The 23,953-nt window shown below is 51.9% G+C and carries 22 protein-coding genes; 14 read left to right on the forward strand and 8 right to left on the reverse strand.

Annotated features, from left to right (window positions below; translation table 11 throughout):
• Positions 1–20 precede the first annotated feature (20 nt).
• Positions 21–563 carry a histidine phosphatase family protein gene (locus M2298_RS00085; protein WP_122962743.1) on the reverse strand — a complete coding sequence of 181 codons (543 nt, stop codon included), beginning with the start codon at positions 561–563 and terminating at the stop codon, positions 21–23.
• A gap of 61 nt (positions 564–624) precedes the next feature.
• Complete coding sequence (locus M2298_RS00090) at positions 625–1,284, reverse strand: suppressor of fused domain protein (RefSeq protein ID WP_217021854.1); 660 nt, start codon at positions 1,282–1,284, stop codon at positions 625–627.
• Positions 1,285–1,470: 186 nt separating this feature from the next.
• Here M2298_RS00090 and hmpA point away from each other — a divergent pair, with 186 nt between their 5' ends.
• Entirely contained in the window at positions 1,471–2,688 is a 1,218-nt protein-coding gene (gene hmpA, locus M2298_RS00095) for an NO-inducible flavohemoprotein (protein ID WP_122962745.1), read from the forward strand.
• 21 nt (positions 2,689–2,709) lie between these two features.
• Here the strand turns inward: hmpA and M2298_RS00100 are convergent, their stop codons facing one another.
• Positions 2,710–3,219 (reverse strand): Crp/Fnr family transcriptional regulator, encoded by a 510-nt coding sequence (locus M2298_RS00100; RefSeq protein ID WP_122962746.1) that lies wholly within the window; start codon positions 3,217–3,219, stop codon positions 2,710–2,712.
• A 268-nt stretch (positions 3,220–3,487) separates the two neighbouring features.
• Here M2298_RS00100 and M2298_RS00105 point away from each other — a divergent pair, with 268 nt between their 5' ends.
• The 7 genes from M2298_RS00105 to M2298_RS00135 all read left to right on the forward strand — a co-directional run bounded on the left by M2298_RS00105 (position 3,488) and on the right by M2298_RS00135 (position 12,040).
• On the forward strand, positions 3,488–4,429 hold the full coding sequence (locus tag M2298_RS00105; RefSeq protein ID WP_173596015.1) for an MBL fold metallo-hydrolase: 942 nt from the start codon (positions 3,488–3,490) through the stop codon (positions 4,427–4,429).
• Positions 4,430–4,568: 139 nt separating this feature from the next.
• Entirely contained in the window at positions 4,569–6,350 is a 1,782-nt protein-coding gene (locus tag M2298_RS00110) for a M3 family oligoendopeptidase (RefSeq protein ID WP_122962748.1), read from the forward strand.
• Positions 6,351–6,571: 221 nt separating this feature from the next.
• A complete protein-coding gene (locus M2298_RS00115; RefSeq protein WP_122962749.1) occupies positions 6,572–7,534 on the forward strand; it encodes a metal-dependent hydrolase in 963 nt (320 codons plus the stop codon).
• 204 nt (positions 7,535–7,738) lie between these two features.
• Positions 7,739–8,680, forward strand: coding sequence for an ArsR/SmtB family transcription factor (locus tag M2298_RS00120; protein ID WP_217021856.1), 942 nt, complete (start codon positions 7,739–7,741; stop codon positions 8,678–8,680).
• Positions 8,673–9,914: an MDR family MFS transporter gene (locus M2298_RS00125; protein WP_217021857.1), complete on the forward strand. Its 1,242-nt coding sequence runs from the start codon at positions 8,673–8,675 to the stop codon at positions 9,912–9,914. The genes M2298_RS00120 and M2298_RS00125 overlap by 8 nt, the downstream gene beginning before the upstream one ends.
• Positions 9,915–10,350: 436 nt before the next feature.
• Positions 10,351–11,565, forward strand: a complete 1,215-nt coding sequence (locus tag M2298_RS00130; RefSeq protein ID WP_254223219.1) for a bis-aminopropyl spermidine synthase family protein — start codon at positions 10,351–10,353, stop codon at positions 11,563–11,565.
• Between the two features lie 118 nt (positions 11,566–11,683).
• Positions 11,684–12,040, forward strand: coding sequence for a DoxX family protein (locus tag M2298_RS00135; protein WP_122962752.1), 357 nt, complete (start codon positions 11,684–11,686; stop codon positions 12,038–12,040).
• A gap of 30 nt (positions 12,041–12,070) precedes the next feature.
• On the opposite strand, the gene helD is transcribed toward M2298_RS00135, so the two are convergent.
• From helD to M2298_RS00150, 3 genes are all read right to left on the reverse strand, one after another.
• Positions 12,071–14,437, reverse strand: a complete 2,367-nt coding sequence (gene helD, locus M2298_RS00140) for an RNA polymerase recycling motor HelD (RefSeq protein ID WP_280648077.1) — start codon at positions 14,435–14,437, stop codon at positions 12,071–12,073.
• A gap of 278 nt (positions 14,438–14,715) precedes the next feature.
• Entirely contained in the window at positions 14,716–15,315 is a 600-nt protein-coding gene (locus tag M2298_RS00145; RefSeq protein WP_280648078.1) for a DUF6143 family protein, read from the reverse strand.
• A gap of 145 nt (positions 15,316–15,460) precedes the next feature.
• Entirely contained in the window at positions 15,461–15,835 is a 375-nt protein-coding gene (locus M2298_RS00150) for a DUF423 domain-containing protein (protein ID WP_122962755.1), read from the reverse strand.
• A 201-nt stretch (positions 15,836–16,036) separates the two neighbouring features.
• On the opposite strand from M2298_RS00150, the gene M2298_RS00155 reads away from it, so the two are divergent.
• The 6 genes from M2298_RS00155 (at position 16,037) to M2298_RS00180 (ending at position 22,789) form a co-directional block, all read left to right on the forward strand.
• Positions 16,037–16,219, forward strand: coding sequence for a hypothetical protein (locus tag M2298_RS00155; protein ID WP_122962756.1), 183 nt, complete (start codon positions 16,037–16,039; stop codon positions 16,217–16,219).
• Positions 16,220–16,498: 279 nt separating this feature from the next.
• Positions 16,499–16,726, forward strand: coding sequence for a hypothetical protein (locus M2298_RS00160; protein WP_173596021.1), 228 nt, complete (start codon positions 16,499–16,501; stop codon positions 16,724–16,726).
• 367 nt (positions 16,727–17,093) lie between these two features.
• On the forward strand, positions 17,094–17,864 hold the full coding sequence (locus M2298_RS00165; RefSeq protein WP_280648079.1) for an AAA domain-containing protein: 771 nt from the start codon (positions 17,094–17,096) through the stop codon (positions 17,862–17,864).
• Positions 17,865–18,069: 205 nt separating this feature from the next.
• Positions 18,070–19,491, forward strand: a complete 1,422-nt coding sequence (locus tag M2298_RS00170; protein ID WP_122962758.1) for a SpoVR family protein — start codon at positions 18,070–18,072, stop codon at positions 19,489–19,491.
• A gap of 139 nt (positions 19,492–19,630) precedes the next feature.
• Positions 19,631–20,566: a 3-hydroxyacyl-CoA dehydrogenase family protein gene (locus M2298_RS00175; RefSeq protein WP_122962759.1), complete on the forward strand. Its 936-nt coding sequence runs from the start codon at positions 19,631–19,633 to the stop codon at positions 20,564–20,566.
• A gap of 240 nt (positions 20,567–20,806) precedes the next feature.
• The gene (locus tag M2298_RS00180; RefSeq protein WP_217021860.1) at positions 20,807–22,789 is read left to right on the forward strand and encodes a methyl-accepting chemotaxis protein; all 1,983 of its coding nucleotides are present in this window, start codon (positions 20,807–20,809) and stop codon (positions 22,787–22,789) included.
• 114 nt (positions 22,790–22,903) lie between these two features.
• On the opposite strand, the gene M2298_RS00185 is transcribed toward M2298_RS00180, so the two are convergent.
• Positions 22,904–23,338, reverse strand: a complete 435-nt coding sequence (locus M2298_RS00185; RefSeq protein ID WP_217021861.1) for a hypothetical protein — start codon at positions 23,336–23,338, stop codon at positions 22,904–22,906.
• A gap of 267 nt (positions 23,339–23,605) precedes the next feature.
• Complete coding sequence (locus tag M2298_RS00190) at positions 23,606–23,866, reverse strand: hypothetical protein (protein ID WP_122962764.1); 261 nt, start codon at positions 23,864–23,866, stop codon at positions 23,606–23,608.
• Positions 23,867–23,953 lie beyond the last annotated feature (87 nt).

Genomic DNA, 23,953 nt, shown 5'->3' on the forward strand with positions numbered 1-23,953 from the left:
GCAGATGGGCAATTCGTTTGTCAACAAGGAGGCTTTTCAAAAACGTACAGCTCCCCGTTTTTGGCAATCTTGAATTTCGGCCCTGCAAAGCCGCGGCGAATCAGTTCTTCTCGCATGAACACCATGAGGGCAGCGTGGCTGACGATGAGGACATTTTCCGTGTGGTTTCCAAAGGCGTGATCAAATACTTCGCTGATCCGGAAGCGAGCACGCTTGATTTCCTCGCGCGTCTTGCGGTCGAAGTACATCGACAGCCTGATCCATACCGCCCACATGAGAACAGGAAGCCGCAGACGCTCGGAAAAGGCTGGCGGGGGAATTTCGATTAGCTCGACCATTGGCGTAATCGGCCCGGGAAAAATCGTTTCCGCCGTTTTGACCGCTCTCGGGAGCGTACTGACATAGCACTTGTTCCATTCGATTCCGCTAAGGTCGGTGCTGCCAGATTCAATGTCTGCCTGATCGTACGTTCGGAACCACTCATTCACTACGCGGCCGGGAATGAATGCCCCTTTTGGGTAAGCTTGTTTGACTTTGAAGTGTCTCACTAAACCGACTTTCACGTGTGCCGACTTCCTTTCTTTCTATCAACCAGCAGGCCAGAGGAAACAGAGCGGTCATGAATTACAAGTAGGACTTGCTCCGCGCCATATCCGTCACCAAATACGGATTGTCGGCCTTCATCCGCTCGATCAAAACCTCAGCTTGGGAAGGGTCTTCCTTCAACACTTCCAGCTCTCTTTGCGTGATGCCGACAAGCTGGACAAAATCCACCCGACCGTGCACAGTGTCGATTCCATCTACTTCTGTATCGGCGGCAATCAGAAGGGCGGTGATGGCAGAGTCTGTGCCGATCCGCAAAGATTGTCCGTTTCCGGCGATGTATTGGCCGGGTTCGAAATAGCGCTTCTGGGTATATGTATAGCGGGCCAGATTGGACAGCATGTCAATCGCCCACATGCATTCTTCGTTGGATTCTGCTTTGAGCTTGATCGTCATCTCGTAGCCCCATTGGCTCCACTCGCTTCCATACGCCTGTTCGTTTGTGTACAGCTCCGTCATGCCGTAGGTCAGCAAATGCTTGAAGCCGTGCGACGATTCATAAATGCTGTAGCCATCCAGGTACTCGTCACCGCCAAACATGGCGCGGCTCACCATATTTGTGCCGTAATGGGCAGGCTCCTGACCAGGGTACAGCTTCTGAAAAGCCTCATCAAGGGCATCCCAGCCTGGTGCCCAGTCATCTTGCTCCGAGGCGCGTCTTTGATATTCTTCCAGCGTCATATCGGTCCACTCCCTTAATTTTCCTAGATTTACTATATCGCAGGAGTTGCGCGAGAGGTACCCTTTTCCCAAATTCCTTGTCACAAATCGTTGCTTTTTCCTGTGATTATAATCACACGAGCGAAAACAGCTGCTCCGTTACACTACATACATAAGCAAGACGTTGAACTTCAAGGAGGGTTTTGTATGTTGAACCAAAAAACCATCGACATTATCAAATCGACCGTGCCTGTACTGGAAGTGCACGGCACTACGATAACCAAACATTTTTACAAACGGATGTTTGCCAGCCATCCAGAGCTGTTGAACATTTTCAATCACGCCAACCAAAAACAGGGCAGACAGCAAACGGCACTGGCAAATGCGGTGTACGCGGCTGCTTTGTACATCGACAAACTGGAAACGATTTTGCCGGTAGTGAAACAAATCGCACACAAACACCGCAGTCTGGGAATCAAGCCTGAGCATTATCCGATTGTCGGGGAAAACTTGCTTGCGGCAATCAAAGAAGTGTTGGGGGATGCCGCCACGGATGAGATCATCCAGGCATGGGCAGAAGCGTACGGGGTCATCGCGGATGTGTTCATCAGCGTGGAAGCGGAAATGTATGACCAGGCAGAAGGGCAGACTGGCGGTTGGGCAGACTTCCGGGAGTTCATCGTCCAGCGCAAAGTAAAAGAAAGCGACGTCATCACATCCTTTTACCTGGTGCCAGCGGATGGAAAAGCGATCGCAAGCTACGAGCCTGGCCAGTACATCAGCGTCAAGCTGGATATACCCGGAGAAGAAAATACCCACATTCGCCAATACAGTCTCTCCGATGCGCCGGGCAATCCGTATTACCGCATCTCGGTGAAACGCGAGGACGCGATTGGCGATAAACCTGCCGGAAAAGTATCCGTCTATTTGTCGGAGGATATCAAAGAAGGCGATACGCTTCGTATATCCGCTCCGGCTGGCGATTTTACGCTGGATCAGCAAGACGACAGACCTGTTGTACTGATCAGCGGCGGCGTGGGCTTGACTCCGATGATGAGCATGCTGAAAACGCTGGTGAAAACGTCCCCGACTCGTCCGGTTACTTTTATTCACGCAGCGCAAAACGGCAACGTACACGCGATGCGAAAGGCCGTGGAGGAGCTGGCTGCCGAGCATTCGCAAGTAAAAGCGTTCTGGTGCTATGAAAAGCCGACAGAACAGGATCGCGCTGCACACGCTTTCCATAAAGAAGGCTACATCGACTTGCCATGGCTGCAAAGCATCGTAGCTGACAAAAACGCCAACTTTTATTTCTGTGGTCCCGTTCCTTTCATGACAGCAATCAACCGCGCTTTGAAGGAGTGGGGCGTGGACGCGGCAGACATCCATTTCGAATTTTTCGGCCCTGCCGGTACACTGGACTAAAGCAGAGGCGCTGGCGCGGTTTTACTTCTTATGGCCTGATTGGGCACGCAATAAACGATTGACTGTCTCCCGGCGCAATCCGATGAACTGGCCGATCTCGTCCTGGGTCAAGACTTCAGACAACGAAGCGACGGGAACAAACGACTGGAACCACAGCTGGAGCTTGCGCAGTCTTTCTGCCGGGGAGACTTCCGACAACTGGTCGATGCGCTGCTGCATCATGCGCAGCTTGCCCTGGAGTTGCAAAGCGATCTCCCTGCATTTCTGGTGATCCGCCTCCAGCTCCCGGTACCAGTCTGTTGCGGACAGCACCTCGACTTCACAGGAGACAAGCGCGACGGCTGTTCCGTAGTAAGGGTTCGGGCTAAGCAGCGAATGATGCGGGATTGTCTCGCCTGGAACAATGATGTTCACCAGAGTGAGCGTCCCGTCTGCGTGCACCCGGTTGATTTTGAGCAATCCGCTTTTCAGATGGAAGAGCGGTCCAGTTTCTCCCTGGCGGAACAGCGTCTCGCCTTTATGTAAAATCATGGGCTTTTCCTCCTTCGGAAACGATCAATAAGGCAGTAGCAGTATACCACAATCAGCCCCGCAGGCACCTGCTTTCCTCGACTGGACGGCAGGTGCTTTTTGGTATGTCGCGGCGTGTTTCTTTCTGATCTGGGGCAAAAGCAAGCGGAATGGACATGCGCGGCTTTTTGCAAAACCGGCAGTTTCCGGCACGTTTTACCCTTGCGTCCCTGACGGACCCCTTTGCTATAATGAGACCACAATCACGTTATGACAAAGGGGTTCTTTGATGCATATGACGATCCTCATCTGGTTCGGCTCCTTTTTGGGAGTGCTCGTTTTAGGCTTGATTGGCTATATGGCGTACCGCTACTGGTATCACATGGGGCAGCTTCCCAAGCCAGCGTTTCAGGAGCTTGACGCAAAGCCTGAGCCTGCGAACTGGTCAGAAGATGAGGTGACGATTACATGGGTAGGCCATTCGACGATCCTGCTGAATGTGTACGGAACCAAAATCTTGACTGACCCGGTATTAGGCGAAAAATTGGGACTTCGCGTCGCAGGGCTGCTTCATTTTGGCCCGAAACGCTTCACTCCGCCTGCTCTTGACTTCGACGAGATTGGCACCGTCGATTTGATTTTATTGTCTCATGCGCATATGGACCATGTCGACCTGCCAACACTGCGACGATTGGCGCATCCTGCTACGCACGTCATTACTGCGGCGAACACGGGCAAACTGCTCAGCGGCATGCCGTTCGCTTCCTGCAAGGAGCTTTCCGCGCAGCAAAAAGCGACGACCAAAGACGGCGTGACTATCACGGCGATTCCCGTCAGACATTGGGGAAACCGTTTCCCGTGGAACCACGACTACGGCTACAACGGCTACATCATCGAGAAAAACGGCGTGCGCATTTTGTACCCGGGCGACACGGCGTACATGTCGATGGAGGATTTGCCTGAAAAGTTTGGACCAATTGACATCGTGTTTATGCCGATTGGAGCCTACAAGCCGGATTCCTACCAGGCCGCACACTGCACACCGGAACAGGCGTGGCAAATGTTTCAGGAGAGTCGCGGCAAATGGCTGGTGCCTATCCACTGGAATACATTCGTACTCTCGCGCGAGCCTGTGGAAGAGCCAATGCAGCGCTTGCTTGCGGCAGCAGGCGAGGAAAAACAGCGAATTGTTGTAGAAAAGCAAGGGGAGACGTTTACCTTGCCTGTGTGATCAAGCGGAGCGACTGCTTTTTACGGCAGTCGCTCTTTCCGCTAAATTCATAGATATACGGGCGAACTGCATAAAATAGAAGGAATCATCCCGTTGTTATAGAAATTATTTTATCAAGAGTTTTTGAGGAGGGATACATATGTCACAAGCATTGCCACAACGTTGGGATTTGGATGTGTTGTTTTCCGGTGGAAGTGAGTCCGCTTCGTTCCATGCATTTTTGGAGCAACTGGAAAAAGATATCGCAACTTTGAAAGGCCGGGTTGAGGATGCGGCCCTGAACTTGCAGGAAAAAGCTGCGTTTGTCGATGTCGTTGCCGAAGTGCAAAGCATTGCCGTGCGGGTGAGACAAGCAGGCGCTTTCATTTCTTGCCTGACAGCGCAAAACGTGAAGGACGAGGGCGCCAAGCTGCTCGGCGGACGCGTGAAAACGATCTCTGCGGCATTCGGCGCTGTTTTGACGCGCTGGGATGAGCAATTGCTGCGCATTGACGAAGCGGCATGGAACGCGCTGCTTGCAGACGAAGAATTGCAACCGCTTGCTTTTGTGCTGAACGAACGCCGCCGCCGCGCCCAGGAAAAGCTCACTCCTGAACAGGAAGTGCTGGCGAGCGATCTGGCTGTAGACGGCTATCACGCTTGGCAAGATTTGTACAACGCGGTAGTAGGGCGCATGACGATTGAAGTGGAGCTGGACGGGGAGACGAAGCAGCTTTCCGTAGGCCAAGCCTCCAACCTGATGAGCCATCCGGACCGCGCTGTGCGCGACCAAGTGTTTGCCAAATGGAAAGAAGCGTGGGGCAAGGAAACGGAGCTGTGCGCACAAGCCCTCAACCATCTCGGCGGCTTCCGCCTGGCTCTGTACCGTCACCGTGGCTGGGAGTCCGTACTGCGCGAGCCGCTCGATATCGGGCGCATGCAGGAAAAGACGCTCGATGCGATGTGGCAAGCGATCGACAATCGCAAAGACCGTCTGGTGGCCTATCTGGAGCGCAAAGCCAAGCTGCTTGGCGTTGAAAAGCTGAGCTGGTCCGACGTCTCCGCGCCAGTTGGCAACGTGCACAAAAAAGTGTCCTATGACGAGGCAGCAGCCTTGATCGTCGAGCACTTCAACCGCTTTAATCCGAGCATGGCGCAATTCGCCGAGAAAGCTTTCAAAGAAGGCTGGATCGAGGCGGAAGATCGCCCTGGAAAACGTCCGGGCGGATTTTGCACCAGCTTCCCTGTGAGCAAGCAGTCCCGCGTGTTCATGACGTATGCCGGAAGCGCAAGCAACGTGTCTACGCTGGCCCACGAGCTGGGGCATGCGTATCATCAGCAAGTGATGTGGGATTTGCCAGCGCTCGCGCAAAACTACGCGATGAACGTAGCCGAGACAGCTTCGACGTTTGCGGAAATGATTTTGGCTGACGCTGCCGTGAAAAATGCTGCGAACGACGAAGAGCGTCTCGTCCTGCTCGAAGACAAGCTGCAATCAGTCGTCGCGTTCTTCATGAACATCCACGCCCGCTTCCTGTTCGAGAAAAACTTCTACGAGCAGCGCAAAAAAGGTCTGGTCAGCGCAGCCGAGCTGGATCGGATCATGGAAGAAGCGCAAAAGCAGGCGTTCAAAGGCGCACTGGCGGAATACGAGCCGCACTTCTGGGCTTCCAAGCTGCACTTTTACATCACTTCGTACCCGTTTTACAACTTCCCGTACACCTTCGGCTATTTGTTCAGCCTGAGCGTGTATGCGCGTGCTCTGGAGGAAGGCGAAAGCTTCGCGGCGAAGTACGATGCGCTTCTCCAGGATACGGGCCGTCTGATGGTCGAAGATTTGGCGAAAAAGCATCTGGGCGAAGACATGACGACCGTCGAGTTCTGGCAAAAAGCGGTCGATCTGGCTGTGGCCGATATCGACGAATTTCTGCGCCTGACCTAAACAGCGGGCAAGCTGCCTGTCCGAGTATGAACAGCACCGCGATTGTTGGATGTACACGACAATCGCGGTGCTGTTTTTTTATGCCTGCCGCCGATTCGTAGAGATCTTGTAAAGATGCGCCGGCAAAACTTCGGATAACTTTTACCTGGGATTTATGGAATCGTCGCGTTCATTTTGTACAGTGAGAGGGAAGGGATAGCCATGCAAAGGGAGGTATCATCATGGACACTGCCAGTCATCTTTTGCTTGGGGTCACGCTTGCGGGCCTCGCCCAGCTCACTCCTGCCGTTGCGCACGATCCTGGATTGGCGCAAGCGGTAATGGTCGCGACGGTAGTCGGGTCACACGCGCCCGATTTTGACACAGTGGCCAGGCTTCGCGGGATCTCTTTTTACATCCGTTTTCATCGGGGGATCACTCATTCTATCCCCGCCCTGTTCATTTGGCCGCTGCTCATTTCGCTCCCTGTGGCCTGGGGCTTTGGGCAAATGCAGCACATCGGAATATTGTACGGCTGCACGCTTGCGGCTGTCGTGCTGCACGTCTTTTTGGATATGCTGAACGCGTACGGTGTGCAGTGTGTCCGACCGTTCAGCCGCAAATGGGTTCACCTGGATGTGCTGGCGATTTTTGAACCGTTTCTGTTCGCCATTCATTTGGCGGCTGCCATCTGGTGGCTCGGCTTCCAGGGAGACGCGACGGTGTTGTTCCCGGTTGCGTACGGCTTGACTTTTGCTTACATTGCTTTGCGGTGCTGGCAGCATCAGCGGCAAGTCAAGCGTGTGAAAAGCGCCTTGAATACAGCGGGCGTATGCCACGTATTGCCGAGTCTGCATCCGTTTCACTGGCGGTTTGTCATCGAAGCCGAGCAGCGGTTTTATACGGGGAGAATCGAGTATGACCATGTGCTGCTCGAAGACGTATACTCCAAGCAGTGCCGCGACGAGATCATTCAGGCTACGGTCGGTGTGGACGGCGTGCGCGCTTTTCTCGGATTTGCCCAGCGCATCCACGTCACCTGGAAAGAATCGCAGGACGGATATGAAGTCACCTGGAGCGACGTCCGCTTCTGGTACAACCGGAAACTGCCGTTTGGAGTAGATGTCGTGCTGGATCGCGAGCTGAATGTGGTCGATCATCGCCTGGGCTGGCGCAAAAAAGCGTGGGACCCGCCGTTTGTCTAAGTCGTCTAACTTGTTTAACGTAACCAGGCTAAAGTCAGGTTTGTCATCTACTCCGCCGGAGATTCTGGCGGGGTTTTTTGTTGGGGAAAATAGCGGGTGTCAGGTTTAATCTGTACTTCGGAAAAAGCTCGCGGGAGACGGGCCTTTTCAAAAACGAGCGGAGATGCTACACTAATAAAAAATCTGATGTTCGATGGTGATCGAATGAATAACCCATATTCTATTAGAATCGAATGGTCTGCTGCCTATGAATGCATCATCAGCTTGTATGCGTACATTTACGAAAAGGAACGAAAGCATTTGCAGCTTGGCGTCTCCTGGAAGGAAGAAACGAAGCAACAGCTGCCCACAGCGTTCGCCCAAGAGCTGGAGGATGAGCGCTGGGAGGTGCTGCACAGACTGGTGCTATTGGTCGCGCAAGCCCCGGAGAAAAAATCGGTGGCGGACTTTCTCGGCTGGCTGGAAAAGCTGCCTCCCGGAGAAATTTACGAGCTGCTCGCTCCATGGGTGGAGACGATCCCGCTCAATCTCGGTGAAATCCGCGATCATAGCGTGTCGCTTTTGGCGCGATGGAATGAGCATTATTTTTCCCGGATCTCGCCAGCCATTGTCACGAGTCTGGAGCGAAGCGCGGAGGAAATGACGGAGTTGGCGGGAAAAATGACCGCGATCGAGCTGATCGACCATGCGTCAAACGGCATCTGGATCGAGCCTATGCCCGATTTGCAAGAGGTCGTGCTCATCCCGCAATATCACTGTGCGCCTACGTCCGTTCTCGATTTTTACCGCGGACTGGCCACGTGCTTGTATCCGGTCAGAGATGCCGGACAAACCGAGCCGCAGCCATTGCTTGAGCTTCTGCCGCTTGCCCAGTGTTTGGCGGATGAAAAAAGGCTGCACATTTTGCGGTGCCTCGCTGAAAAAAAGAGTACGCTGGGAGAGCTGCAAGAGCAGGTGTCGCTCGCCAAAAGCACGGTCCACCACCACGTCACGGCGCTTCGCCGGGCTGGACTGATTCGCGCGCACTATAACGGCAGCACAACGATTGCAGCCTACAGCTTGCGCGAGTCATTCGTCGATCGTCTGCCTGTGCTGTTGCGTTCCTTTTTGCACAAGGAGGAAGCAAGGAGAATGACCGATGAATAAGTGGAAAAAAGTTTGGGAGGCGTATCACCCGATTGTGCATCTGCTGATGGCGGGCACGGTGTTCGTCAGCCTGACGCAATCGATGAGCATGCCGTTTCTGGCGATTTACTTGAGCGAGACGACGACGCTGACGCCTGCCTACATCGGGTTGATTATCGGCGCGGGGCCTTTGGCGGGCACAGTTGGCGGCTTCCTCGGCGGGATTTTGTCGGACTTGTTCGGCAGGCAAAAGCTGATGATTTTTTCCATGGTATTGATGGCAGCAGCTTTCGTCGGTTTCGTCTTTTTCGGCAATCTGCTGGTGCTTTTGCTGATCAGTTTGTTGATGGGTTTGTCGGCGTCTTTTTACGGAACGGTGTCGAAAGCGATGATGGGCGATTTGACGGAGGAAGGGAAACGGTTTCGGGTGTTTTCCAACCGCTATTTGGCGATAAACCTCGGAGTGGCTATCGGGCCGATGCTGGGAGCGTTTTTAGGCATTGCGGGCAGCGGGATTGCTTTTATGCTTACGGCGTTCTCCACGCTTTGTTTTGCGGCTGTGCTATGGATCGTGTGCCAAAAGTATCGCGTCTCAGATGGCGCTGCTGGCGGGCAGGCGACAACAGAGAAAGCGAGCTTGCAGCAAATCTGGAGCATCTTGAAAAAAGACGTGGCTCTGCTGTCTTTTGTCGTGGGCGGAATTTTGCTGGTGACGGTTCATGGGCAGATGTCTGTTACGTTGTCCCAGTATTTGCGTGAAAACATAACGGAAGGCGTCGCCTTGTTTGGCGTGTTGATGAGTGCCAACGGCTTTACGGTGCTGCTGTTGCAAGTGCCTCTGACGCGACTGGTTGAGCGTTATTCCTTGTTTTCGCGGATTGCAGCGGGAGCGGCGCTAATGGCGGTCGGAGAGCTGGGCTTCGCCTTTTCGGCTACGTGGAGCTGGTTCGTAGCTGCGATGATCGTCTTTACGTTGGGAGAAATTTTGATCGTGCCAGCCGAGTATGCGCAGATCGACCAAATCAGCCCGGCGAATATGCGCGGCACCTATTACGGAGCGCAGAGCGTCAGCATGCTCGGCAGCTTTCTCGGGCCGTGGGCGGGCGGAATCGTGCTGCACGCATACGGCGGGCCGACGATGTTTGTCATGATGGGCGCGATTGCCATGGTCAGCTTGGTCTTTTACTGGTTAGGCCGCCGCCTTCATGAGCAGCGAAGCATGCAAGAGAGTGTACAAGTGAAAACTGTCAGCTAGTCAAACAAAAAGAGTATTGCCTGTATTTGTGAAAAGCTATATACTGGAACTCAAATCTTTTCACTAGGGGAAATGTTGATGTCGGCGTTTGTGCTTAACTAGTCCAATTGGATAAAGTTCTCCCATTTTTTCGCAAAAAGCCATCTAGCAAGTGGTTTGTTTGTGATGGGAACAGGGAGAGCTTCATTGGTTAAGAACAACGGTCATCGACCTGCCCAATCCGATCAGTCGCCGGAACCGTGCTCTTTTTGCACGGTTTTTTTGTATCAGCGGCTACGATTTTTTCTGCGCACCCAAGGCAGAGGGGAACCATGTGTTCTTCGCTGCCTTTTTTTCATGCAAGTGGGTGTGTCCGCTTGCGGTCATCACTTTGCTCCTCAGATAAAGGGGAAGCACTATGACCGCTTCGGCGCAGGGAGAGGGAGGCATATCCCTAATGAAAAGAGGCGTACACATGCGCAACTATCGCAACTATATAGAAGAAACGTATCGTCAAGTTCAATTGCAGGAAGGGCCGCAAGTGATTGAGCAGTTCCTGCTGCATTGTTATTTTCAGCCGGGCTTGCCTGGCAAAGAGTTGGCGCGAAAAGTCATGCTGCCTGTTCCGGTGGCGACTGCAATCAAAAAAGAACTGATCAAGGCCGGGGCGTTGCAAGCGAGAAACGGCTTGGCTTGCACGGAAGACGGCTTGGCCTACGTGGAAAATGGACTTGGGTTCGGCGGGCTGGACCGGACTTTGTACAGCAAGCTGATGCAAGACGAGTCGGCCTGGAAAAACGAGCTGGCGGACGTGTACAACGAGTTGGAGAGCATCTTGTCCAAGCGGCCGCAAGTGAATGTGCAGCTCGATCAGGCAAAATGCACGGCAGAGACGAGTATGCGCCGGGCGCTGCTTTGTCTGCGGAACCATGCGCTTGTCGGCAAGAAAGTATTGTGCGTGGGCGACGACGACTTGGTCAGCGTGTCGCTCGCCCTTTTGCTCAAACGGTTGTTTCCAGGAAAAGCGGGGGGCGCAGGCAAGATTGAGGTTGTCGATATTGATCAGCGCTTTTTGCAATATATCAGGGATGTAGCGCAGCAGCGGAACTTGGCGATCCAATGCCATCACGCCGATTTGCGCGAGCCGCTGCCTGCGCGGTTGCATCGTCAGTTCGATTGCTTTTTTACCGATCCGCCGTATACGCTGCAAGGGATGTCCCTGTTTTTGTCACGGGGAATCAGCGGTTTGCAGCCGCGCAAAGGACTGCCTGTTTTCTTGTCTTTTGCGCACAAGTCGCCCGATTTTACGTTGCAGATGCAGCAGCAGTTCGTGCAGGCGGGATTGAGCGTCCGGGAAGTTCTCAGTCATTTTAACGAGTACGAGGGGGCACAACTGCTGGGCGGAAAAGGCCAGATGATCGTGCTCGTCACTACCGAGCAGACGGCTCCAATCGTGAAGGAAGCGTACAGAAAGCCGCTGTACACCGGAGAAGAAGTGCGTTCGCGGCGACTGTATCGCTGCAAGCGCTGCGCTCAGGTGGTCAAGGTTGGGGTCAACGAGCGGGTGAAAACGATTGAAGCGTTGAAAAGCAAAGGCTGCCCGCGCTGCCGACAGACGAGGTTTGAACTGATCTCTCGCTGTAGCGCCGAACGTCATGCTGATCATGATTGATTGCCCTGTGGCTCGGTTCGACCGCAGAGCTGCCCATAGGTGCGCTGACCGAACGTCATGCCGAGCACGACTGATTGTCCCGCGACTGGCATATGGTAGTGGTGAGGAGGGGCGAGCTATGGCTTACGAGAGAGCGTTCGTTGTTTTGCGGATGGCGACTGGCGTGCTGTTTTTGCTCCATGGTCTGGCGAAGCTGCAGCGGGGGATGGGGGCGGTCAGCGAAATGTTTGGCGATCTCGGCTTGCCGGGGTGGCTTGCTTTTCTGGTGCTTGCCATCGAGCTGATTGGCGGACTGGCCTTTTTGCTGGGGATCGGAGCGAGCTATGCGGCGTGGGGACTGGCAGGGGTTATGGCAGGAGCGATTGTGACGGTGAAGTGGGAGAAAGGGTTTATCGGCGGGTATGAACTGGATCTGATTTTGCTTTTGGTCGCGATCTATGTCGGCCTTAAACCGACAAAAGCAAGACCCGGTTAAGCCAGAGTGGCGCAGCCGGGTCTTTTGTGATCAGTTGTCCGTTTCCAGATGCTCGTAGCTGCTCGCGGATACGTGGTCGAGCAAGAACGTTTTTGCATCGCGGTAGTAAAGATGCAGCTCGTGCATGGCGCGTGTGCAAGCGGTATAAAACAGCTTGCGTTCGCTTTCCCGGCTGTAGCTCTTGGCAGAAGCGTCGTATAGGATGACGGCATCGAACTCGACCCCTTTTGCCAAGTACGACGGGATGACGAGATTGCCTGTATCGTAGGACAAGGTAGAGGTGGTAATCAGACGAATCGGCAAAAGCGCAGCGAGACTCTGATGCGCTTTCTCGGCTTCCGCAGCTGTTTTCGTAATGACGGCAATCGTCTTGTGGCCGTTTGCCGACAGCTTTTTCACCCGCTCGACAATCTGCTGTGTAAGCTCGGCGTCGCTGTGTACCTTCGTCACGGTCGGCATCCGGCCATCCCGGTTGAAAGGCTCGATCTGCTCGCCGCCTGCGACCAGCTGCTTCGTGAACCGGACAATCGGCAAGGTAGAGCGGTAGCTTTTCGTCAGCACGAATGTTTCTGTCTCTTCTGGTTCAAAGAGCGAGGAGACTGTGCCGAAGCTTTCGTCGTGCGCAGCATGCGCGTAAATCGCCTGATTCCAGTCGCCGAGCACGGTCATTTTGGCGCGCGGAAACAAGTTTTTGATCAGCGCAAACTGAAACGCCGAGTAATCCTGGGCTTCGTCGAGAAATACATGGCGGACGAGATTGTTCGTCTGCTTGCCTTCCAGGCGCTCCTGCAAGTACAAATAAGGCGGAATGTCTTCCTGTGTCAGCTTGCCTTGATCCAAGCACTCCAGGGTCAGCGAACAGATCGCGGGCCATGCAGCTGAACTCAGGGACGGCTCATCCGACAGCAACTGGTCGAGCAGCGCCTGGTCGGCATACATTTGGCGATAAGTGGCCTGTATATCAATAAATTGCAGCGAAGCAATCGAGTCGCGAACCGGCTGAAAATGCTGTTTGACCACCCGCTTTGCCAGCAGCTCCTGCTCGCGGTCGAAGTCGTCGAAAGAATCGTCGCGAAACTGCTTTTTGCGGCGAAGCTGCTGATAGGCGGCTACATAAGCATCTTTATCGAGCAATTGCACCTCGTCCTCGACCCACGGTTTACTGCGCTCGCGCCGTTCCAGCTGTTTGACTTCCGCGAGCAAAGCTCGTGCCACCAGAGCCATCCGGTTCGGGATCGGCAGAGAGGTGTCATGGGAATAAAACAGCTCCTGTATGTGCGCGGCGGAAATAAGCGTGCCCTGGCGAAACGAAATCGGACGGAACACGATGCCTCCTCGCATGAGGCGATCCGCGTACTGATTCATCACGCGCAGGAAAGGCGCGGACGATTTGCAGCGAATCGCCGCAAGCCTTGCCTCGTAGCCAGGTTCGTCATGGGCGGTAAGCACGTACTCCATTTGCTCCAGCGAATTTTCCAGGGAAAAGGAATCGCCAAGCCGATGCTGGGCGTACTCTTGAAAAGTCGTTTGCTGCATGTTTTCCTCGCCCAGCTCGGGAAGAACCGTCGAGATGTAGCTGTTGAACAGCGAGTTGGGGGAAAACAGGACGATCTGCTCTGCGGTCAAAGTCTTGCGATAGCGGTAGAGCAAATAGGCGACCCGTTGCAGGGCGGCCGAAGTCTTGCCGCTGCCGGCTGCCCCGGAGACGATCAGCAAGCGGCTTTTTTCGTTGCGAATAATCCGGTTCTGGTCACGCTGGATCGTGGCGACGATGCTTTTCATTTGCGAATCGGCTTGCTTGCCCAACACTTCCTGAAGCAGCTCGTCGCCGATGGTCACGCCAGTATCGAACATGTGAAGCAGTTGTCCATCGCGGATGATATATTGCCGCTTGCACGTAATCTTTCCTGAGACGACCCCGCTTGGCGTGTCATAGTGAGCCGGGCCGGGGGAATAGTCGTAGTACAGGCTGGAGATCGGTGCCCGCCAGTCATAAATGAGAAAATGCTCGTCGTTTTTGTCCAGTAAAGAGGCGATTCCGAGATAAATGCGTTCTGAACCAGGCTCGGTTTCTTCGTGAAAATCAATCCGGCCAAAATAGGGAGAGTGCATCAATCGCTGCATGGTACGCAACTGATTCTGGGCATGACGCTGGCTGCGCTCCCGCTCCGACAATACTTCAGCTTGCTGCTTGATGCTGACGTACGTCTCGATCGCCTCGGTGGCATCCTCGAAGTTGACGGTCACATCGTCCCAAAAATGCTTGCGGATTCCGACGATATCTTCACTTACGACTTGTACCTGCTGTTCGAGGTCGGTGATCCGGTTGCTGATTTCAGTGATGACTGTCTCAACCCGTTGCTGTTCGTTTTGCCTTTCTTGATCAGTAGCGCTCATGGTACCGCTCCTTTTTCGTTCCCCTTTTTTGATCTGAAGGTTTGACAAGGATGTTGCAATGTGGTAAGATTATATTGGAGATAGAATGATAGTTGTTTTGAAAGTCACCTACAGACCAATTCCCATTGTAGCAGAGGGTCTATAGGTTTTCAACATGTAAAAAATAGTAGCCGATACGACGAAGACGGGGCGATGCCTGTGTCTTCGTTTTTTTGCTTTCAGGGGCAGTTATGGTTATGGAAAAGAGGGCGGGGAAAAAGCGAATGGCTTTTTCCCTCCTATAACGGGTGCTCCCACCAGTTCATGTAAACATAAAAAGCCGGTTGCTCGCCTGTATCCGGGACGCGAATCGTCAAGGCCATTCCCGGACCGATGAGCCACTGGCCGTTTGGTTGCTCGCCCGCTGTCGCCATCGGCGGGACGATGCGGATCGAGGCGAAGACTCCGTCTGGATTGCCGGGTGGATGGTCTGATCCGTACATGATCTGCCCTTGAGCTGCGGGACAGGCAGCAAGCTGGATGTAGCCGGACGTCACTTGCGCCGATGCTTTGGCTTTGGCGATGCCAGTTGCTTTGCCAAACCAGATGTGCGCTTCGAGAGGGCAAGCTTGCGGATTCGTGATCAGCCACTGGTTTACGTATAAAAGCACGCCAGAGCGAAGCGGATTGACCAGAGAAGCGAAGCCGTGCTCGCCGTCTTGAGCGACTATTTTTTCCGATTGCCCGAGGAAGTGCTTGCATGGATCGGAGATTGGCATGGTGTATGGGACGGGCATGTTGCGGTTCAGCGGTGCAGTGGGCGGAGGTGTGGGAAAGGGAAAGTAGCCCATCTGCATGTAAATATCAGGCAGGCCGTAATAGTAGGAGGAGTTGGTCATGTTCTTTTCTCCTTACCGATTCAGTAGTGCCAGCCCTACAGCATATGGCATTCGTCTATCCGGGGTGCGGCGCTGCTTCTTTTACAGAGAAAAACGCCCAAACAGCGAGCGTTGGGCGTACGATGACGTCTGAGGTATGGAGCGGTTACGATACGGCTTTCCAGGCGTGGAAGGCAAGCAGTGCCCAGCCAGCGAGAAACAGGACGCCGCCGATCGGGGTAATCGCCCCGAGCACTTTGATCCCGGTCATGGCCAATGTGTAGAGACTGCCGGAAAAGATCACAGTTCCGGCTGCGAAGCACCATCCCGCCCAGACAAGCCCGGAAGAGTCCGGATACCATTTGAGCAGCAAAGCGACGAGCACGAGTGCCAGAGCGTGAGTCGTCTGGTACGTCACTCCCGTATGAAAAATGCCAAGCGAATATTCATCCAGCTTTTCTTTCAGGGCGTGGGCACCGAATGCTCCAAGCGCAACCGAAAGAAAACCGCTGACACTGCCGAGCAGCAAAAACAGCTTCATGCGTCATTCACTCCTTCAGATGATCGAAATCAGGCACAAATATCCATTATTATTGTACCGCACAAGGATGAGCTATGCCCAATTGCAATTTGATGAACAGTGTGTTGGACGAACGTACAGACCGCTTGTCAGCCTCTGACATAGAGTGAAGTATTGCAGCGGTTTCATTTTTAGGCTGTTGCATAGGGAGGTGACGTGGACATGAACAAATGGCTTTCCTTGGCTGGCGGTCTGCTCGGCGGCTATGCTTTGTTGAACACCCCGTTGGACGGCACGTTTTTGAACGGGCTGAATCCAGTGGTGGACGGCATTGGCCTGATCGCTATGCTCGTCTTCTCCGGTGCTCTTATTTATTCGGGCGTGCGTGACTGGTTCCAAAAATAAGGACGACACGCAGGCGTGAACAAAGCGAAGGCGTCTCCTGGATGGGGGCGCTTTTTTATTGGGGGAACAAGTTCTTGCCAGCCTGGCGATTTAGAAGCATATTGATTCAAGCGTGGCAAAGCAAGTAAGCTAATTGCCTTATCTAACATCGCTGCGTGCATTACATATTTGTGATATAGGGCTAAAGAAATAGACATATTGGAAATTTTCAATTAAAATATTCTGGAAATGAGGATCGCCTGAATTATGTTCATTTGACCGAATTAGGAGGAGCAAAAAATGGCAACTCTTGAAGATGTAGTAAGCGTTTTGGTGGAAATACTAGGTGAGATCAAGGTTTTAAATGAGCGCGTGGATAAGATCGAGGACTATCTTATTGATATGACAGTTGCTGTTGAGTCGATTAAGAATATTACAGAAAGCATAGACGATAATGTCCATACTATAAAATTAGATGTTGATTCAATCGACAATACTGTTCAAAATATTGATATTTCCGTCGGCTAAAGGCATTAAAATCTTAGACCGATTGTGTATAGGGTTGTCCCGAAAGTCAGATGTCTGATTTTTGGGACAGCCCTTAATTATGCTTTTATCCACGTGTATTACTGGAAAAAGGTGGTAGCTGGGGATGAGAAGCAAGCAAAGAGCTTATTGGAATGGGCAAAGCCTAAGTTTCCAGAAAAATGGTTGGCTTGGCATTATCGCTCGCAGTACGAAGAGCTAATCAATTTTTCAAACTACGCATTTTATGACAAACGAGTTCAGATAGCACCTACAGTATCAACGGACAAGAAATCGAAGCCTATCGAATTTATACCTGTTAATGGGCATTGGTTGAACCGATCAAACAGACTGGAAGCCGAGCAGATCGTTGAAACAGTACCAATTCCTTATCGAAGAAGCCAAAAATCGAAAAAATGATGAAGAGAATGTCGGGCTTTTTGTGAAAAATATTGAAAATGTTCAGGGGGATGAACGAGATATTATCCTTTTTTCAGTTGGGTATGCCAAAGATATCGATGGAAAAATGGTAAGTCAATTCGGCCCATTGTCACGTGACGGTGGGGAAAATCGATTAAATGTGGCTATTACACGTGCAAAAAGGAAAGTGTATATTGTATGCTCATTTGAACCAAGTGGTTGGTCATGGGTAGAGACATATGCAAAAGGGGTAAGGCTGTTAAAAAGATATCTGGAATATGGAAAAGCCATCTCAGATAACGATAGATTACTTGCCCAGTCCATATTAAATGGCCTAGTTGATGGAACCAATGTTCAAGAAATGCACAATCAGTTGATTTTTGACAGTGGGTTTGAAGAGGAAGTATATAATGCTCTTCGGAATCGGGGATATGATGTTCATACGCAGATTGGCTTTTCAGGTTATCGAATAGATTTAGAGATTTTGGACCCGATTACGAAGGAGAAATACATTCTTGGTATTGAATGTGACGGGGCGATGTATCATTCCTCTAAGGTTGCGCGGGAAAGGGATATATACAGACAAAGATTTTTAGAAGAAAAGGGATGGGTTATTCATCGCATTTGGAGTCGAAATGGGTGGATTTCAAAGGAAAAAGAGATGGCTAAGATCGAGAGCGTACTTGAACAATTAATGAGCACAAAAATACAAAGAGTGTGAGATAGCATGACATATGAGGGCTTTTAAGTACCCAAGAATAAAGAATGACTAAACTCGATGAAGGCGTTTCCTCAAAAGGAGACGTTTTTTTGTTGTCAAAACACTTCCCTGCCACTCCAACCGTTTTTTCCAAGAACCGTGGCGTCTTTTCTCCACTTGCCCCATATACATAAAGTAGGCTTTGGCGAATGGAGGGGGAAAGGCAATGACAGGCGACGAGCGCAAAGAACTGGAGCGATCCATTGACGAGATCACGGAGATAGCCAAGGGGTTCAACCTTGATTTTTATCCGATGCGATACGAAATATGCCCGGCAGACATCATCTACACGTTTGGCGCGTACGGCATGCCGACCAGGTTCTCGCACTGGAGTTTTGGAAAGAGCTTTTACCGGATGAAACTGCAATACGACCTGAACCTGAGCAAAATTTACGAGCTTGTCATCAACTCCAACCCGTGCTATGCGTTTCTTCTGGACGGCAACTCGCTGATCCAAAACAAGCTGATCGTTGCCCATGTGCTGGCTCACTGCGACTTTTTTAAAAACAACATGCGCTTCTCCAATACGAACCGCGATATGGTCGAGAGCATGGCGGCGAGCGGCGAGCGGATTCGCCAGTACGAGATCGAGCACGGCAAGGAAGCGGTCGAGAACTTGCTGGATGCGAGCCTGGCGATACAGGAGCATATTGATCCGAGCTTGCTGCGTCCCAAGCTGAGATGGAAGCGGGAAGGGGAAGAGCCGCAGAAAAAAGCGAAGTATGAGCGGACATCGCCTTACGATGACCTGTGGGGACTGGATCGCAAAGAAAAAGTGGAGGCTGATCCCGCCAAGCAAGTGCGCAAATTCCCGCCGGCTCCGGAAAAAGACTTGCTGCTGTTCATCATGGAGTACAGCAATGTGCTGGACGATTGGCAACGCGATGTGCTGACGATCATCCGCGACGAGATGCTCTACTTCTGGCCGCAGATGGAGACGAAGATCATGAACGAAGGCTGGGCGACCTACTGGCATATGCGCATTCTGCGGGAGATGGAGCTGACGGAGGCGGAGACGATTGAATTTGCCAAGCTGCATTCCTCAGTCATCCAGCCGTCGACGACAAGCATTAACCCGTACCATCTCGGCTTGAAAATTTTTGAGGACATTGAAAGACGCTGGGACAATCCGACGCAGGAAGAGCAGGAGCGCTTTGGCCGCAAGCCGGGCGAAGGACGCGCCAAGCTGTTTGAGGTGCGCGAGCTGGAATCCGACATCAGCTTTATCCGCAACTTCCTGACAAAAGACTTGGTGAGCGACCTCGACCTGTACATGTTCGGCAAGCAGGGCAACGACTGGGTCGTAACGGAAAAACAGTGGGAGCAGGTGCGCGACGGTCTGGCCGGGACGCGGGTAAACGGCGGCTTCCCATATGTGCTGGTGCATGACGGCGACTATTTGCGCTCAGGAGAGCTATTGCTCAAGCACCACTTCGAGGGCTTGGAGCTGGACGTGAAGTACGTCGAGAAGACGCTGCCTTACGTTTACACCTTGTGGGGAAAAAATATCCACCTGGAGACAGTCGTGGAAGACCGGCAAGTCATGTTCACCTATGACGGCAAAAAGGTGCATCGCAGGTTTTTGTAAAAAAGGCAAGCCGTACGTCCGGGGATGATCCAGCCGGGGGTGCGGCTTTTCTGCTTGCTGCCAGCAGGATTTGGTCCGCCCGTTGTGGAAATTTTCGCAAAGCAAAAGCGATCTACCTACTTCCCGGGAGGTTCTCCACATGATAAAGCACGTAGCAGTAATCGGATCAGGTGTAATGGGGCATGGCATCGCCCAGCTATATGCGTTGGCGGGTTTCTCTGTTTCGCTTTACGATTTGCAGGAGGAACTATTGCACAAAGCAAAAGCGAGCGTGGAACAAAGTCTGGACTTGCTGGAAAAAGAGGGAGTCATTACGGAGCAGGACAAGTCCTCTGCACTGGAGCGGATTGTGCTGACTACCGATTTGCAGCAAGCAGTGGCTGAGGCTGATGTGATTACGGAAGCTGTGCCGGAAGTGATCGAGCTGAAATGGCAGCTGTTCGCCCAGTTGGAGCAGTTTGCCAAGCCGGAGGCGATTATCGCTTCCAATACGTCTACTTTCTCTATCGCGCGGCTGATCGAAAAGGCAAAGTTGCCGCACCGTTTTATCATCACTCACTTTTTCAATCCGGCGCAGCTCGTTCCGCTTGTCGAGATTGTGCGCCACGAACAAACGGCAGAGGAAGTTGTCACAGCGACAGTCAAGCTGATGGAACGAATCGGCAAAGCTCCCGTGCTGCTGAAAAAAGATGTGCCTGGCTTTATCGCCAACCGCCTGCAAACGGCGTTGATGAGAGAGGCGTTTCATTTGCTGGAGGAAGGCGTGGCGAGTGCGGAAGACATCGATACGGTAATGAAAGCAGGCATCGGCTTTCGCTGGGCGTTCGTCGGGCCGATCGAGACCGCTGATTTTGGCGGGCTGGATACGTGGCAGCGCGTCATGGACAATTTGGCGCCGGAACTGGATCAATCTATTACGGCTCCACAGATTATTAGCGAGCACGTGAACAAAGGCGAGCTGGGCACCAAATCAGGAGCAGGCATCTACTCGTACGAGCACGTCTCAGTCGCGGACAGGCTGCACGCAAGAGACGAGCAGTTCATCCGGCTGACCAAGCTGAAAAACGAGCGATAAACAATAGGGCAAAAGCAATCAGGAAAAAAGTCGGGGGATATCCCGGCTTTTTTTCTAGCCTTTTTTTCGCCCGGAAACGCATGCTGCTGCCCTTTTACAGGCAATCCCGGGTATCAAAGCCGACAAACTTTATCGTCTTTTTACTAAAAAAGCATTAGGCAGTTACCGATATTAGTCATTAGGACTTATAACGATTGTCCTTTTTTATCCAAATTCAACAAGGAAAGAAGATGAACAGACTTGAACGTAAGACAGCTAGAATGGATCAAAAGCTTCAAAACCAAGTTGATTGTGACGTTTCTGTTGATCCTGATTATCCCTTCCCTCGTGGTTGGAGCCTTGTCTTTCCAGGAGGCCAAGCAGGAAATTGAGAAGCAGATCATGACAAGCGCGAATGAAAATGTTTCTCTCGTAAATTCGATCATCTCCAATACGTTTGAGCCGAAAATGAAAGACGCTGACTACTTGGCGAAAGTGATCAACAAGAGCATGTATGCAGCAAAAGACAACTCGGAGGCTGTGAAATTCCTCGATATTTACATGGGGATGAACCCGGAAGTAGCGAGTATCAGTTTAGGGACGGAAGACGGGAGTTACATGCGCTCGCCCAGACAGGAAGTGAAGGCAGACTTTGACCCGCGTACCCGCGACTGGTACAAAATCGCGATGGCGAGCAAAGGCAAGGCGATTATTACCGCGCCGTACATTTCCGCCGTTACGGGTGAAGTCATCGTAACGATTGCCAAAGCGACGGATGACGGCTCTGGAGTCATCGGCATTACGCTCGGCATTGAGCAAATCAAAAAAGTGGCCAGCAGCGTGAATATCGGCACGAACGGTTACGTGATGGTGTTGGATGGAACCAAGAAGTACGTTGTGCACCCGGAAGAGACTGCGGGAGAGGAAGCAAAAGAAGCTTTCTATGACAACTTGTACCAGGCGGAGACGGGCCAGTTCTCGTATTCGTTTCAGGATCAGCCAAAAGAAATGTACTTTATGACCAATCCGACTACGGGCTGGAAAGTAGCTGGTTCGATGCTCCGCTCGGAAGTGGATGAGGCTGCCCGCCCGATCTATACGCATACGCTTTGGACGATTGCGGTTTGCTTGATCGTGGGCGGGATGATCATTTTCGTGATTTTGCGTTCGATTATTGCAAGCATTCGCGAGGTGAAAGAGCATGCGGTCCGGGTCAGCCAAGGCATTTTGACCGATTCCATCGAAGTGCGCACGAGCGATGAGCTTGGCGAGCTTGGCCGCGCGTTCAACATGATGCAGGAGCATTTGCGCACGCTCATTTCCGATGTGGAAGCGCGAGCCGAGCAAGTTGCCGCTTCGTCCGAGCAGTTGACGGCAAGTGCCCAGCAGACAAGCATTGCTACGGAGCAAGTGACGAATGCGGTTCTGGAAGTGGCAGGAGGGGCGGAAAAGCAGACCGCAGTCACGGAGCGCAATGTGCACTCTCTCCAAGAGGTGTCGGAAGGAATCGTCCAAATCACGCAAAGTGTCCAGGTTCTCGCGGATATCGCTACGAAAACGACGGAGCAGGCGGATGAAGGCGGAAGCTCGGTGCAGCAAGTCGTAGGGCAAATGAACTCGATTCATGCTTCCGTGGAGAAATCCGATCAAATGATAAAATCGCTGTACGACCGTTCCAAAGAAATCGGCTCGATCTCGGAAGTCATCAGCGGCATCTCCCAGCAGACCAATTTGCTGGCGCTCAATGCCGCGATCGAAGCAGCCCGCGCTGGCGAACACGGAAAAGGCTTCGCCGTCGTCGCGACCGAAGTGCGCTTGCTGGCAGAGCAATCCCAGGAGTCAGCCAAGCAAATCGTCGAATTGATCGCAGAAATTCAAAAAGAGACGAGAGCCTCGGTCGATAACATGGAGAAAGTCAGACAGGATGTGGCTGAAGGCTTGGCTCTCTCTACGGAAACGATCCACAAGTTTGAGGAAATCGTCCAGAGTACCCGCCAAACGAATCCGCTCATCGACGAAGTATCAGCCATTGCGGGACAAATCGCAAACGCGGTGCATGAAGTGACGACAGCTGCGAACGATCTGGCGCAGATTGCGAGAGGCAATGCCGAAACTGCCGAGGAAGTAGCGGCTTCCTCCGAAGAACAGCTCGCCTCCATGGAGGAAATTTCCTCGTCGGCGCAAGCGCTGTCGGTGTTGTCCGAGGAATTGAAAGTGTTGATTAACAAGTTTACGTATGAGTAAAGGCAAAATTTCCAGGTAGGGAGATAGAAGCTCAAAATATACGAAAAGAAACAGGCCCTTTTTAAAAGCTGCCTGTTTCTTTTTGTGTATGGTTCGAAAAATGACAGCTCAAAACTAATAAACAAAATACAACAACAAAAAGATAGAAATGGATACGACCAGGCCACCTATCGCAGTTGTGTAAGAAGCAGTGCGTTTAGTAGAAAGCTGAGCAAGATAAAAAAATATTGAACCGCAAATCGTAATTACAAATGTAATCATTTTGAACGGCAATAAAAACGAAAGAACGATGGAATACGCCAATCCAAGTAGTGCGAATAAAACGATATTAAGCAATACGTTGTGTGACTTTTTTCTTGATAAATTCAAATATAGTGCCAATCCAAAAAGTGCTCCGACAAAATTTAATACAATAATGTAGCCTTGAAGTATATAGTATGTACCGCTATCATCTACTGGTACTACTCCTTCTCTACTTACTACATAAAAATAAAGTAGAATACTTGCAACGAATAATGAACAGCCTGCACCTCTAAAATAGGCTAACATTAATGTACCTCCTTGATATTACCAGCTGTAAAATTATGGTATCATCTTGTAGTTATTATGAGAATACCCCTTTTTACCTAAATGGAAAGCCCTCCTTTAGCGTATCGTGAGTAGGAAAAACGATTTTTAACCGCAGTGCATTTGATTTGGCGCAGATCGCGAGAAGAAATGCCGAGGAATTGAAATTGTTAATCAACAAGTTTACATACGAATAAAGCCAACCCCCCCTGCTCGCCTAAACGCACAGGGGGGCTGTTTTGGTGACATTTACAAATCGCGTGCGACGTGGGGTTTGCTATAATGACTGGTGCCCCCACCGCCAACGAGGACTCTGCCGCCTTTGCCGAAAATCAGCAGTTTTCTGGAACCGTCCGCCAACAGGACGATGATTTTGGCCTGGTTAGCTGTTGCCGTATAAACGACGTATCCGCTTCTGGACACGAATGTGCGCCAGTTTCTGTCAAATTCCGAGCGCAGAACGCGAGTGGAGTACACTTGGTTTTCTACGCGTGTTGCCGTTTTTTTCATCTTGATGAACACCTCCTGTCCCTTTTACTTTATTCACAAGCGAACAATTGGTTTGGACAAGTGTTGGTAGACGTCGCCTATTTTCGT

It is taken from the genome of Brevibacillus sp. 1238 (assembly GCF_029892995.1).
Taxonomy (GTDB): Bacteria; Bacillota; Bacilli; order Brevibacillales; family Brevibacillaceae; genus Brevibacillus; species Brevibacillus parabrevis.

Bases quoted from the DNA above. Each gene is read 5' to 3' on its own strand.
- M2298_RS00090 (WP_217021854.1), bottom strand. From the start codon at position 1,284: ATGACGCTGGAAGAATATCAAAGACGCGCCTCGGAGCAAGATGACTGG.
- hmpA (WP_122962745.1), top strand. From the start codon at position 1,471: ATGTTGAACCAAAAAACCATCGACATTATCAAATCGACCGTGCCTGTA.
- M2298_RS00100 (WP_122962746.1), bottom strand. From the start codon at position 3,219: ATGATTTTACATAAAGGCGAGACGCTGTTCCGCCAGGGAGAAACTGGA.
- M2298_RS00105 (WP_173596015.1), top strand. From the start codon at position 3,488: ATGCATATGACGATCCTCATCTGGTTCGGCTCCTTTTTGGGAGTGCTC.
- M2298_RS00110 (WP_122962748.1), top strand. From the start codon at position 4,569: ATGTCACAAGCATTGCCACAACGTTGGGATTTGGATGTGTTGTTTTCC.
- M2298_RS00115 (WP_122962749.1), top strand. From the start codon at position 6,572: ATGGACACTGCCAGTCATCTTTTGCTTGGGGTCACGCTTGCGGGCCTC.
- M2298_RS00120 (WP_217021856.1), top strand. From the start codon at position 7,739: ATGAATAACCCATATTCTATTAGAATCGAATGGTCTGCTGCCTATGAA.
- M2298_RS00125 (WP_217021857.1), top strand. From the start codon at position 8,673: ATGAATAAGTGGAAAAAAGTTTGGGAGGCGTATCACCCGATTGTGCAT.
- M2298_RS00130 (WP_254223219.1), top strand. From the start codon at position 10,351: ATGAAAAGAGGCGTACACATGCGCAACTATCGCAACTATATAGAAGAA.
- M2298_RS00135 (WP_122962752.1), top strand. From the start codon at position 11,684: ATGGCTTACGAGAGAGCGTTCGTTGTTTTGCGGATGGCGACTGGCGTG.
- helD (WP_280648077.1), bottom strand. From the start codon at position 14,437: ATGAGCGCTACTGATCAAGAAAGGCAAAACGAACAGCAACGGGTTGAG.
- M2298_RS00145 (WP_280648078.1), bottom strand. From the start codon at position 15,315: ATGACCAACTCCTCCTACTATTACGGCCTGCCTGATATTTACATGCAG.
- M2298_RS00150 (WP_122962755.1), bottom strand. From the start codon at position 15,835: ATGAAGCTGTTTTTGCTGCTCGGCAGTGTCAGCGGTTTTCTTTCGGTT.
- M2298_RS00155 (WP_122962756.1), top strand. From the start codon at position 16,037: ATGAACAAATGGCTTTCCTTGGCTGGCGGTCTGCTCGGCGGCTATGCT.
- M2298_RS00160 (WP_173596021.1), top strand. From the start codon at position 16,499: ATGGCAACTCTTGAAGATGTAGTAAGCGTTTTGGTGGAAATACTAGGT.
- M2298_RS00170 (WP_122962758.1), top strand. From the start codon at position 18,070: ATGACAGGCGACGAGCGCAAAGAACTGGAGCGATCCATTGACGAGATC.
- M2298_RS00175 (WP_122962759.1), top strand. From the start codon at position 19,631: ATGATAAAGCACGTAGCAGTAATCGGATCAGGTGTAATGGGGCATGGC.
- M2298_RS00185 (WP_217021861.1), bottom strand. From the start codon at position 23,338: ATGTTAGCCTATTTTAGAGGTGCAGGCTGTTCATTATTCGTTGCAAGT.
- M2298_RS00190 (WP_122962764.1), bottom strand. From the start codon at position 23,866: ATGAAAAAAACGGCAACACGCGTAGAAAACCAAGTGTACTCCACTCGC.